This is a genomic window from Robbsia andropogonis (genome assembly GCF_000970345.1).
Taxonomy (GTDB): domain Bacteria; phylum Pseudomonadota; class Gammaproteobacteria; order Burkholderiales; family Burkholderiaceae; genus Robbsia; species Robbsia andropogonis.
On the sequence record NZ_LAQU01000003.1, the window covers coordinates 167,242 to 179,570 of the forward strand.

The 12,329-nt window shown below is 62.0% G+C and carries 10 protein-coding genes; 3 read left to right on the forward strand and 7 right to left on the reverse strand.

The genetic code is table 11. The annotated features are described in order from the left end of the window. Positions 1-80 precede the first annotated feature (80 nt). Both WM40_RS04430 and WM40_RS04435 read right to left on the reverse strand, forming a co-directional pair. Positions 81-4,070: a hypothetical protein gene (locus WM40_RS04430; protein WP_046152259.1), complete on the reverse strand. Its 3,990-nt coding sequence runs from the start codon at positions 4,068-4,070 to the stop codon at positions 81-83. A 258-nt stretch (positions 4,071-4,328) separates the two neighbouring features. After that, a complete protein-coding gene (locus tag WM40_RS04435; protein WP_024903520.1) occupies positions 4,329-4,832 on the reverse strand; it encodes an Hsp20 family protein in 504 nt (167 codons plus the stop codon). Positions 4,833-5,227: 395 nt separating this feature from the next. Here WM40_RS04435 and WM40_RS04440 point away from each other — a divergent pair, with 395 nt between their 5' ends. Next, entirely contained in the window at positions 5,228-5,680 is a 453-nt protein-coding gene (locus WM40_RS04440) for a hypothetical protein (RefSeq protein WP_024903521.1), read from the forward strand. A 202-nt stretch (positions 5,681-5,882) separates the two neighbouring features. Here WM40_RS04440 and WM40_RS04445 read toward each other — a convergent pair whose 3' ends face one another. Then, entirely contained in the window at positions 5,883-6,602 is a 720-nt protein-coding gene (locus tag WM40_RS04445; protein ID WP_046152260.1) for a DUF6314 family protein, read from the reverse strand. A gap of 132 nt (positions 6,603-6,734) precedes the next feature. Between WM40_RS04445 and WM40_RS31155 the strand changes: the two genes are divergently transcribed. Beyond that, on the forward strand, positions 6,735-7,805 hold the full coding sequence (locus tag WM40_RS31155; protein WP_024903523.1) for a hypothetical protein: 1,071 nt from the start codon (positions 6,735-6,737) through the stop codon (positions 7,803-7,805). 44 nt (positions 7,806-7,849) lie between these two features. Here WM40_RS31155 and WM40_RS04455 read toward each other — a convergent pair whose 3' ends face one another. Together WM40_RS04455 and WM40_RS04460 are read right to left on the reverse strand one after the other, a co-directional pair. Further along, on the reverse strand, positions 7,850-9,274 hold the full coding sequence (locus WM40_RS04455; RefSeq protein ID WP_082102426.1) for an ATP-binding protein: 1,425 nt from the start codon (positions 9,272-9,274) through the stop codon (positions 7,850-7,852). A gap of 1 nt (position 9,275) precedes the next feature. Beyond that, complete coding sequence (locus WM40_RS04460; protein ID WP_036009843.1) at positions 9,276-9,998, reverse strand: response regulator; 723 nt, start codon at positions 9,996-9,998, stop codon at positions 9,276-9,278. A gap of 390 nt (positions 9,999-10,388) precedes the next feature. Between WM40_RS04460 and WM40_RS04465 the strand changes: the two genes are divergently transcribed. Then, positions 10,389-11,120 (forward strand): response regulator, encoded by a 732-nt coding sequence (locus WM40_RS04465; RefSeq protein ID WP_024903525.1) that lies wholly within the window; start codon positions 10,389-10,391, stop codon positions 11,118-11,120. Positions 11,121-11,236: 116 nt separating this feature from the next. Here the strand turns inward: WM40_RS04465 and WM40_RS04470 are convergent, their stop codons facing one another. Together WM40_RS04470 and WM40_RS28555 are read right to left on the reverse strand one after the other, a co-directional pair. Continuing rightward, on the reverse strand, positions 11,237-11,944 hold the full coding sequence (locus WM40_RS04470) for a flagellar basal body L-ring protein FlgH (protein WP_157685704.1): 708 nt from the start codon (positions 11,942-11,944) through the stop codon (positions 11,237-11,239). A gap of 115 nt (positions 11,945-12,059) precedes the next feature. Further along, the gene (locus WM40_RS28555; protein ID WP_081764925.1) at positions 12,060-12,251 is read right to left on the reverse strand and encodes a DUF6726 family protein; all 192 of its coding nucleotides are present in this window, start codon (positions 12,249-12,251) and stop codon (positions 12,060-12,062) included. Between the last annotated feature and the right edge of the window lie 78 nt (positions 12,252-12,329).

The window sequence follows — 12,329 nt, forward strand, 5'->3', positions numbered from 1 at the left end:
GACAAACCTCCGGTCGGGCGCGCGCCCGGACATGACGCGCGGCGTTCGAAATTATGGATCATACAACCTTCCAAAAAAAATCACCCCCCGTGCGTGCGGGCCTGCCTGCCGCGTCGAGCAGTGCGATCGAGCCGCTCCATCGTTGCAAAGGACAACGCTTCCGAGAATATTTCCCGTTCGCCGACGGCACTGGTCGTCGTATTCCATTGCACGGCGAAATTGACGCCCGGCGAACGCGCCTGACGTGAACGCTCCTTGCCTTTCTCTTCCACCGGTATCCACGACTCGGGATCATCGGCAATCTTGTCGATTTCGGCTTGAAAGGCGTCATGGGCGGCGCGCGCGGCAAGCAGCCGGGGATCGGGTGGCCCGGGCCGTTGCAACCGCCCGTTCGGCGCGCGGCGCGTCGCCTTCTCGATGATCGTAGCTTCAACCAATGCGTTTGTCGCCAACGCCGACAGACCATCGATCTCCTCGGCTTTGTCACGTCGCAGTCGCCATCGATGAAAATAGGTCTGATTCGGCATGCGATTCGCCATCGCGTCGGCAAGATGTTGCACGAAGCGCCGGGTCGCCTGCTCGTGCGCGGCCGCGGCTGATGTTCCCAGGGGCGCCTGATTGGCGTAAAACGCGATCCAGCGCGGGCGCTGGGCCTGCATGGCACGGCAGTATGCATGGGCGTCGGTATACTCGAGATCGACCAGACAGGCGCGACTGACAAGCCGACCGTTCTCCCGTACGCGTTGCACTTTCGCCTGCCGTGAGCGGTCCTTGAACGCAACGTTGATCGAGGGCGCATCCAGGGAAACCACCCCCACGCTCACCGCCCCGCTACCGTCCCCCGCCTCCGAGGTCCCGCCGATCGTACCGCCCAGACGCCCGATCAGACGATGCCCCCTTCCCACGCGATGCTGGGTCACCTGCATCCGACCACTGTGCTCGTCGCCATCCAGCCAGCGGCGTGACGTGTATTCGTAGGCAAGGCCGGCGTTGACCCCAAGCCGCATCCAGGACGCGGGGCCGAACAGGCGGAACGACGGACCCGCGTCGGCGGACACACCATGCTTCTGCTGCCCATTGCGGCCGTCCATCCAACCAATGGAGATGTCGGGGTCGTCGATAAAGCACCGCGCGAGCCGATTCCATGAACCGCGGGCATCCTTGCCCTCCGCCAGATCGCGCTCTGCCTGTGCATCACGATGTCGGCGTAGCACGGTACGTGTGCTACCGTTCGGAAAGATGACATGGGCCGTTCCTGCAACGGGTGCTGGCGTGGCCGTGCGATCCTCTCTGCTGGTGACAGTGGCAAGCGGCAACTGACCATTCAAGCGTAACGATTCGTCAAACAGGTGTGAAACGATCTGCTCGGCTTTCTCCAGCATCCGTGCGTCGCTGTAGGATCCACCATTCCCGGCAACTCGGCGTGCGACCCGCAGCATCACGCCACGCGGCCGTTGCCGTGCATCGGAGTACGGCACGCCTTGCAACGTCAGGCCCGCACGAAACCGCGCCAGGCCCACGTCAATGTCATACCCGAGTAGCACACCCGCCCCGGAATGCGCCGAGAGGGTATCCGCGGTGCCAACGAAAACATCCACTCCTTGCGTATTGCGGGCGATTTCGACAACCGCTTCCCGTTGTCGGCTTGCGCGCAGATCCAGGCGCGGCGCAATGGGAATGCCCGCGAGCCCGAGCGCTGTCGACACGTTCGCGGACAGGCCGCGCGTGCTGACGCCAATGCGATTGCCATCGCCCAGGCGCAATCGCGAACTCGACGGCAACGCACGCGCCACGGCCTGCAAGGTTCTGCGGGCCAAGCTCACCGGATCGTCGCCAGTCAGCATCTGGACATCGTTGACCGTGACGCGAGCATCACCATTCGCGACGCCCGAATGAGCGGTGCGGTGCGCGCGGCCTATCGGCACCGGCGGCGCGTCGACTTCGCCTGGATGCGCCAGTTTTTGCGCGTGCGTCAGCGCCGCTTGAAATGCCGGGCTGGCATGGGGACCCGCGCGGTGCAACCAATCGGTCAGCACGGCAAGCGCATCGTCGGGCGTCATCGTCGGCAATACGTCAGCGGCTTCGGTTCGCACCGAGGGCGGAAGCGCGGCAACGGCCGCGTCGATACCATCCCGCATTGCCTGGTGTTCGGCTTTAAACGTTTTCCGAGGCACGCCTTGCGTACCGAAACGGACAAGCGCCGACAACGGTGAGCGCCGCTTGCCGAACAAGCGCGGCAGATAATTCCGTGTTTGTGATTGTGCAACGCGCGGAATCGTTTTCGCCGTAAACTTGTGCAGACGGGCGCGCATGAACGCATAGTCGCTACCTGGACCATCCTTCCGAAAACCTTGCTGCCAGGCGAAAAAATCACCTATGGCGTCCGCATGAAGGCGACTCGCGTCCCCCTGCGCGCGCAGCATCTCCAATGCCGCCGCGCCACTACGCCATGCCAACGGCGCGGATCGCCATTGCCGCACATTCGGTCGCGCCGGATCACCGATAGCGGGGGCACGATGCCGCGCGATCACCGCGGCAGGCGACGGATCCAGTCGCGATTCCAGCGCAATGCGGCCTGTCACGCTACCGGGATAGGCCGCGCGCGCACCATCCGCTGTCACACGGCTCTCGCTTTCGTACGCACGCATCGGTGACGCATCGTCCGGCTCCAATGCCGCCGCGACCTGCAACATCATCCGTTGCGCTTCACGCCGATGAGCGTGCTCAGGCGGCACATCGACCAGATCGCCCAATGCATTTCGTGGTCGTCTCTCCCCCCTTAACCGCATTAACGCATCGAAACCCGGTGCCGTCCGTGCCATGTTCCGCGCAAGCCGCCACGCGTGCACTGCCTCCGGCGTATCGGCATGCATGCGGTCGGGCTGCGTGAAATCGAGTTGGCATACCGCGTCGAGAATCGGCACCGCCTGTTCCGCGTGCATCACCCCTAAGCGATGCAGTGACTGTACGACCAAGACACCGCTCTCCCGCGCGGCGGGCGACACCGCCGGTCCCAAACCACGCAGCGCGCGATGCACATGCTCGGTCGCCGCGCGATCAGCACGCAGTTGATCGAGACTTGGAAGTTGCACCGCCGCCGCGCCAGCATGCCCTGGCGGCACATTGTGCGTTTGCGCGCGTGCTTGCGCCGGCAACGCGTTTTCGATCCAACGCCTCCACGCGGCAGCATCGCGTAGCGCGCCGATCGCAGACGCAGGGGTGCGATCCGGTAACGGGCCAACCGGGTACAGCCCGATTACGCCATTATCGGACGCCACGTTACCTACGTTGCTCTCACGTGCTTCAGTTCGCATCGGATGGATTGCATGCTGCAACGCGGAGACCAGCCGCGTGGGATGCAACGTCAGCGCAAACGACTTCGCCCGACGCGTTTTCTGTTTTTCCGAGACACCATCAACCCATTCGCTCTGGATGGCATGCGCGTGCGCGTTCTTCGCCAGCCTATCCATTTTCCGGTCAGGGGAAGGACGGTGCGTGGTCGTAATGTCTGTCGCGGGAAATGATGCCGCTGATGCATGTGCCGTTGCGGCGGTCGGTGGCGACGCATCGAGCGGAGACACATTCAGGATTGCCTGCGCATGCACTTGCGCTTGCAGGCGTTGCCGCGTAATGACGTGTGCCGCCGTGTCGTCGGTCCCCTGGCGCAGGTCACCGTCAGTCACGCTGCCTTGCTTGAAATCCGCCGGATCGCGCGGGTATCCGTGCCTTGCGGAGTGGAATAGCGCCGTGTTGATCTCGATCGAGCGAGAAAGAAACGTCGACGCGCGCGAGGCGGTCATCTTTCGTTTTGCGCGCGACATCGCCGACGATAATCGGCCGAGCGTTGTCTCCGTCCGCGGACGCAGCAAGGGAGGCGACGCCGGCGATGTGTGAGCAGGTGGATGCGATGGCGCGAATTGCACGCCACCATGCGTCGCGATGCGCGCCGACATCTGGGTCTGCGGGCCGCTCGGGGCCGCATCGTCACGGCCATTGTCCGTTTGTAGTCTCTCGTCGCGGGAATCCCCGGACGGCCAGGCTATGCCGTCGGTGGCCGGCGTGTTCATCATGGCAGCCTTTCCTTTACCTCTGCGGTCCATCAAATTGCATGTCGGATGTGACAGCAATAAGCCGCTACCGAAGCGATATCGCGTCTTGCGAAGAAAGCGTCAGGAAAAACACCGCGTTGAACCGCATCGTGCAGCACACCCTATTTTCACGCTACGATGCAATACGCCCCCGCTTGCCATAAAGCAAGCGGGGGCGTAGACAACGTCACCGGCGTTATGCGTGCCGGCAAATTCGGAAGAATCCGCCAGCCGTCTTCATCACGCGACGACAGTTTCCGTCGGTGCGGAAGCCGCCTTTTCCGACGGCGCGGCATGTGATTCGGCGGCATCGATCAGCCGAGAACCCGCGCCAATTTCGATACGACGCGGCTTCAATGCCTCTGGAATTTCCCGGACCAGTTCCACACACAACAGGCCGTTATCCAGACGCGCGCCAGTTACCTTTACATGATCCGACAACTTGAAACGGTGTTCGAAGTCACGTTCCGCAATGCCGCGGTGCAAAAAGGTACGCTGCGTGTTTTCAGCGCGGCGACGGCCCGTGATCTTCAAGGTGTTGCGTTCCGTTTCGATATCCAGATCACTGCGATCGAAACCGGCAACCGCCATCGTAATGCGGTATGCGTTTTCTTCCACCAGTTCAATGTTGTAAGGCGGGTAACTCGGCGCCCCCTCACCGCGCGATGCATCATCGAGCACACGGGCAAATTCATCAAAACCGATCACCGAACGAAACAACGGAGCAAAGTCATAGGTACGCATGGTCATATCCTCAAAGTAACAAGCGATAAAGTTGGACGGGCCTCCCAATGAGCACCCGCCTGATACCGATATGCGCCTTGCTCAACACTTTTCAAGAGTGTTTCGAACGATTTTTTTTGGGCGATCGCCCCCTTTCGTCGCGTCCTTTTCTTTTCGCCGTTTCTGTTGCTTAACAGCGCAGACGTTGCGTGCGTGCTTCATTACCCGTTTTTTCATCGCAACTTTCGCTTAGCCCTCGATATACAAAGGACCTCTTTATTTCCAGTGTCAAATTCACACAGTGCGTTTTAAAAACGAAAATTTCGGTTGACAGTCACACTTTGTTTGAAGACAAGTGATTGACAGCACTGGGAAACAAGGCAACACTGCGCGGGTTTATCAACGAGGAGAAGAAGATGCCGAAGGGAATCAAGGCCACGCCGCTGGCTAAATTGGAAGCTAGCGCCGCGAAGTTGGGTGAAGCGGCAAAGAAGGCCTTGGCGAAGACCGCCGAAGCACGCAAGGATGCAGCTGAAAAGGTTGCACTGTACGAAAAGGCAGTGAAGGCGGCATTGAAGGAAGCCCAAGCAATCATCAAGGCTGGCCCGGCGAGCAAGAAGGTTGTTGCAAAGAAAGCGGCAACGAAGACTGCCGCGAAGAAGGCTGTGGCAAAGAAAGCCGTTGCGAAAAAGGCCGTTGCAAAGAAAGCGGCAACGAAGCAAGTCGCCGTGAAGCCGGTTGCAAAGAAAGCCGCCGCGAAGAAGGCACGCGTGGCGAAGGCTCCGGTTGCCGCAAAGAAGACCCGCGCACCGCGCAAGACCGCTGCCACGGCACCGGTTGCAGCACCGGCAGCAGAAACGACGGCATAAGCATCACCTATGCCGCGGCGTTTCACGAAGCGCCTCCCTGGCGCGTCGTTCGGTATGGGCGCCCGCGTTGGCGTTCATACCAACAATGGTTCCATGCCATTGCTCGGCGGTTCTCGGCGCCTTACATCGGGCGCTTGATGCCCCTGACGCCATCGTGATCATTCGCGACGGAACGATCCACCCTGTTTCACCCTCACAAAAATCATCCTGACGTATCGATTCGATCCAATATCGAAACGATCGCGTAATCTTTTTTCGGCCCGCGTACACGGGTTCGCTGCACGATACGATTCCAGCGTGGTAATACCTCGTCGCTCTCGGATATCTCGGTATCCTCTTTGCGCATTTTCAGACGCGACCACGCAATGGCGACGCCATCCGGACGCGACATCGACATGCCGCCGCTTTCATCGCTTGTCGTGTCACGCCGCTTCTTTTCAAAACGATAGCGGACGTGATAGCGATCCGCCCCGCACACGTGCAGGTCTTCGCCATCGGCGGCATCGCGTTCTTGCAAGGCGGGCCAGGGCAAACGGACGAACGGCTGTCCTGACGAAGGTCCATCGGCGAAATCGATCGCGAGCGTGTGCCCATCGCCGCCGGTCTCGCATCGGTAGAGGTAGCGTCGTGTCGATTGCAACGGATGGCCATGCCGCAGACGCAATACCCCGGACTCCACATAGTGCAACGCCAGGTCGGATTGCGCCGTGGACAATGTCACTTCGCCGGTCAATCTTGCCTCTATAGAAGGAGAAGACAGAACCCCAGGCACCACCGCATCGGGACCGCTTGCCGAAATGGGCCTCTCGCGCGGACCGCTATCTGGCGCGCGCCAGGCCAGCACAACCCGCCGTAAGCGCCAGCGCCCGCGCAGTGCGGCAAACCATGCGGGCACGGCTGCGTCATCGATCCAATCGGTCATATTTCTTGATCATGTAAGAATTCGTAAGGACTTGACGTTCCGCGGTCCCTGCTCGGTATTTTGCCCGACGCAAGATACGCGATCATCGCAACACTGACCACGACCCCTTATTTGGGCGGACGGCACACGGCAATGAATGCAAAGGCGTATCGGCAGCCCACGGCCGCGCAAGCGCGCGACACGGCGGCAACCTCGACGACCCCGCTCGCAGGCGCGGATGGTCGGCGCACGCACGCGCGGCACGGCGCAACGGCAGGAAGGCGTAGCGAAGGCAGGCTGGGAGCGTGGACGACCATCGCCGTGGCGACAGCCATCATGTCGCTGACGTCAGGCTGCGCCTACACCTTGGTGGCCGCGGCCGACGCAGTGGGATCGGTGACCCAGGCCGGCTTCGCGGTGGCGTCCCAGGTGTCATCGCCGACGTATGTCACCGGCAAGGCATTGCCAGTGAAACACGTGTGCATCGAGATCAACAACCAGGTCAACCTGTCAGACCTTGTCCCGGCCCTGCGCGTCGCGCTGGCTCAGCGCGGGGTGACCTCGATGGTCTATAACGCAGGCACGGCGCCGCCGGACTGCGAATCGCGGCTCACCTACACCGCGTCGATGGATTACGGCCAACGTCAATTCATCGACGGCTATACCCGCTATCTCTCGACCATCGATCTGCGTCTGGTACATGGCACCGAGGTCGTGGTCGCGCATTACCAGACCGAGGGCCTGAACGTCGACCGCTTTGCCAGTGTCTCGACAAAGATGCGCGGTCTGGTGCGCCAGATGGTCGTGCCCGTACAGAATACGCAATTGGCCGCCGTACCGATATCACGCAGCAGCGGCTATACGATCTCGACGAATGGCCAGACCAGCTATAGCGCAGCGGAAGTCATGGCCGTACCGCTGGAACAGCCTGGCATGAACGCGCTACCGAACGCGGCGCCCACGACGCAGGCGAACCCGTACGGTACCGCCGATGTTGCCATGTCGGCACCCGCCGCCACACCGCCGGCCGGCTATGTTTCGCCGTACACCGGCACGCGGGCCGCACCGGCAACAAACCCGCCAGCCTTTGCGGGGACGCAACCGGCCCAGGCACCATATGCCGGCGATGCCCCGATGCCGGCACCGGCCACGCAGGGAAACCCCTATGGCACCACATCGTCCAATGCCTGGAAGCCGAAGGGCATCACCAGCACCTCTCCCTGACGCGCGCAGGCGGGGTCATCCGGTAAGCCGTGGGCCAGGCCGGCCTAATGCAAGGCCGCCACGGGGCGCTCGATCGATGGGTCGACAGGCAGCAGGACGCTGACGACCAACCCGCCATCGGGCGCATTCTCTATCTGGTAGCGGCCACGGCGCTTGCGCGCGAGGCGCGCCACGATCGCCAGCCCCAGCCCGCAATGACCATCGCCGCTTCGCGCCGGGTCCAGGCGCGCGAACGGCTTACCGGCCTCCTCGATCAGATCTTCCGGGATGCCGGGGCCATGGTCTCGCACCTCGAACACCCAATGGTCCCCATCACGCCGCGTGCGCAACTCCACCGGCGCACTGCCGTGCTCAAGCGCGTTGTCGACCAGGTTGCTGGCCAGACGATCGATCAGGGTACGGGGCAAAGTGAAAGCAGGGCCCGCACGCAGATGCTGCACAAACAGCGTTTCCTCACCCGTTTCAGGCATCGAAAACTGCGCCCGGATAAACGCATCGACGCTGATTTCCGGGCCATCCGCCGGCTCCGATCCGGCAAATTCCAGGAACTGCTGGACGATATGCGTCAGCGAATCGACGTCACGCGTGAACTGCAAGCGCGCTTCGTCGTCGACTAATACGCTGGCGCGCAACTTCATTCGCGTCAACGGCGCTTTCAGGTCATGTGCAATGCCCGCCAGCATGAGGATCTTTTCATCCTCGCTCTGGCTGATCTGCCGCATCATCTGATTGACCGCGTGAATCAGCTCGCGCACTTCTCGCGGTCCCTTCTCGGCCACCAGCGGCGGCCGCTCGCCCTTGCCGAAGCGGCGCGCCGCCTGCGCGACGCGCGCCATCGGCCTTTGCATCTGCCAAGCGGCGCCAATCGACAACAGGACCGCCGCGATCAACATGGCGGCGGACTCCAGCAAGACCGGCGGCGGCGGCGGCGGGTCCAGCGAAATGACAATCCAATTCGGTTCGCGCGAATCGGCCGGGCTGGCGGTGTTCGATGCCGCAGCCGTTGCGGCAGGCGCTGGATAGCGAACCCAGAGGCGATCTCGCGGTGATCCGGTTTCGATGCCGACCAGCGTCCCGGCCGGGAGATTCTTGCGCATGGCATCGAGTAAATGCCCCATCGGACCATCGATCTGACTATGCCAGTTGCCATCGCGCGGCCGTGCCGACTCCGGCAGCAGCATCACGCCATTTACCGGCGATAGCCCCGGATCGCCCGTCGCGTCATTGTGCTCCGCCTGCAGCAGCATCAACAGGCCACGCGCATAGCCGTTCGCCTGGTTGCGCGGCCCCTGTATCGCCAATACAGCAAACCAGGCGGCTTGTACCGCGAACAGGACCAGAATGGCAAACACCGCCATTCGCCCGAACACAGTATCGAATGGCTGTGATGGACGATGGCTGTCCGTATTGTCTGACCCGTCACTGCCGGCCTCGACGCCGGTATCGGCGCGGCCGGCCCGAAAACGCATATCAGGTTGCCTCGACATTGGGCACGAAGACGTAGCCCTTGCCGCGCACCGTCTGGAGATGTCGCGGATTTGACGGATCTTCCTCGATCAGCCGGCGTAGCCGCCATACGGGTACGTCGAAGCCCCGATCGCGGAAGCTGAGCGCTTCGCCACGCAATAGGTGGTGTAGATACTCGCGCCCGAGCACCTTGTACGGATGACGAACAAAGACGTTCAATAGCGCCAGCTCGCTGTCCCGTAATGGCAACGGCTTGCTGTCGGCGAACAGTCGTCGGGACTGGCTGTCGAAACGAAAGCGTCCGAAGGCAAAGACTTCGGCGGATTCCGTGCGACCCGCGGAATGCGAAACCGGGTTCGCTACCTCGCGGCGTAACACCGAATCGATCCGCGCCATCAACTCGCGCGGCTCGAACGGTTTGACAATGTAGTCGTCGGCACCCAGTTCGAGGCCTGCCACCCGGTCCCCGACGCTGTCACGCGCCGTCACCATGATGACGGGAATATCGTCCCCGCTATCGCGGAGCGCGGCAAGCGTTTGCATGCCATCGGCGCCCGGCATCATCACATCGAGCACGATGAGCGACGGGCGCCCTTCCGCCAGGCGCGCACGCAAGCCGTCGCCATCCGCCAGGGTGGAGACCGCATAACCACGCGGTTCGAGATACCGGCTCAGCAAATCGCGTACGGCCGGGTCGTCGTCAACAATCAATACGGAGGTATCCATGGTGCGATTCTAACGGGACCGCCGCCCGAGGCAAGGACGCACCGGACATCTCAATATTACCCCCGCTTACGAGGCGGATGCGCATGTCGCACCCGTACTGGCTCGGGTTGACAGTAGACGACGCCCCGGTTTACCCCGCCTCCGGTACATTTTTTATACCAAGAGAAATGGAAAACATGACCGAACGCCACTGAAATGCGCGTTTATTGCTATCTTTTTTCATCGGCCTACCCATTCATGGCGCCAAATCCCGACGGCCCCGCGCATGCCGTCAGCCACCCCGCCAAGCCACTTGAAAGCCGCCCACCCGCCCCGTTTGCGGCAAGATTCGGAAAGACACACCGATACGATGGGGTCGCGCTTCCGCCAGTCGGCTATTAGAATTAAGACATGAATAATCATGTGCTCATCGTCGACGACGATCCGGTCGTGCGAGATCTGATCCGCGATTACCTGCAACAGCGCGGGTTCGCGGTGTCCGTGCTGCACCATGGCGCCGGATTGCGCCGGCGCATCGAACAGGAGCGCCCGACCATCGTCGTCCTGGACGTGATGATGCCCGATGTGGACGGCATCACGGCGTTGCGCGAGCTGCGCGCGTCGGGTGACGACATCCCCGTCCTGTTCCTGTCGGCACGCTCCGACGCCATCGATCGCATTATCGGCTTGGAACTGGGTGCGGACGACTACCTGCCGAAGCCGTTCGATCCACAGGAATTGGTTGCACGCATCCGGACGATCCTGCGCCGTCGTGGCGCGGCGCCGCCCGGATTGCCGGAAAGTCGGCCGCCGTATCGCTTCGGCCCGTTCGAGGTCGATTTTGCCGCGCGGGAATTGCGGCGCGACGGCGAGCGCCTGCCGCTTTGCGAGAGTGAATTTGCAACGCTGCAAGTCTTTGTGCGCAACGCCATGACGGTGATGAAGCGCTCTCGCTTGAGCGAGTTGCTGCACGGCCAGTCGGACGGGGTGCGTGACCGCAATCTGGATGTGTCGATCTGGCGCTTGCGCCGTGTCATCGAAAGCGATCCGTCCGAGCCCAGCTATATCCAAACCGTATGGGGCAAGGGCTATATCTTCGTGCCGGACCGCGAGCTGGGCGCGGCGGAACACTTACCGCATTAAGTCGTGCTTACCACCGTGCATACGCGGACGACACGTTACGCGTTGCCATGGCGGAACGCGGCGCGCGGATAAAAACGGGGACGCCGGCAACCAGCCTCCCCGCCTTTTACAAACGATTAATAGTTCGCTGCCTGGTTATGCAGCCAGCCACTATGCGTGGTGGTGCGCAACGCACCATCGCCCTGCTGTTCGATCCGGGCATTGGCGACACGTGTCGACGACACGAGGTTACCCGGCTGAATATCGATCGGATTGACGATGCCGGAAAAACGGACAAGCTGGTTGTCGTTGTTCGTGGCGATCATCCGGTCCCCGGCGACCATCAAGTTACCGCTGGGCAACACCGAGATGACGGATACCGACAATGTACCGTTCAACGTGCCGCCGCCCGTGATCGACCCCTTGCTCTGGAACTTCGAATTTGCCGAGCCGATGTTGAATAGCTTGGACAGCGTGATGGGGATGCCGGTCGTCCGGCCGTCGGCAACCTTCGCGGTGACATTACTGTCGCGGTTCAAGTCCATCTGCGCCGAATTCGATGTCTGGAAGTTCTCCTCCAGTTTCACCGTCAACAGATCACCGACATGACGCGCGCGCGGTGATTCATAAAGCGCCATCGCCGTGCCGGGCTGGTAGATGCCGCCCTGCTCCGCCAACTGCGTTTGCGGATTCATCAACGGCGGATAGGTGGGCACCTTGACGATCGACTGCTGTCCACCACAAGCCGATAACGCCATCAAGATCACGGTTGCCGTGGGCCAAGCAACGACGCCCGCCGCACGGCGGGACGGAACAGCGGTAAAACCATGGGAACGTGGCTTCATCATGCACTTCGGTCGATAATCGCGCGTCGTCCGCGCAAGCGCCTTGTTCCGCGATGCCATACACCACCTTCGTCGACATCAACGAAGGCGTCAGCGCCGTACTACCGGGCTACGATCAATCGATGGCCGCGGCGCAACCATCGAACGGCGTGGCCACCGCATGGCCGATACCCGGCACGATTTTCACGGTGGCGGCCACCGCCCGGCATGGGAATGCGAGCAGACCGCATCCGCCAAGCTGGGACAGCGCCGCCGCCACGAACACCCACAGTACAGCGCGCGATACGCTACGCGGAACAAGTTTCATCACAGTCGAGCCAAAGACAGTTCACCAAGCCGGAAAATATCTTCCGGCACGCTAGACGGCCCCGCTTCGAACCGTCCG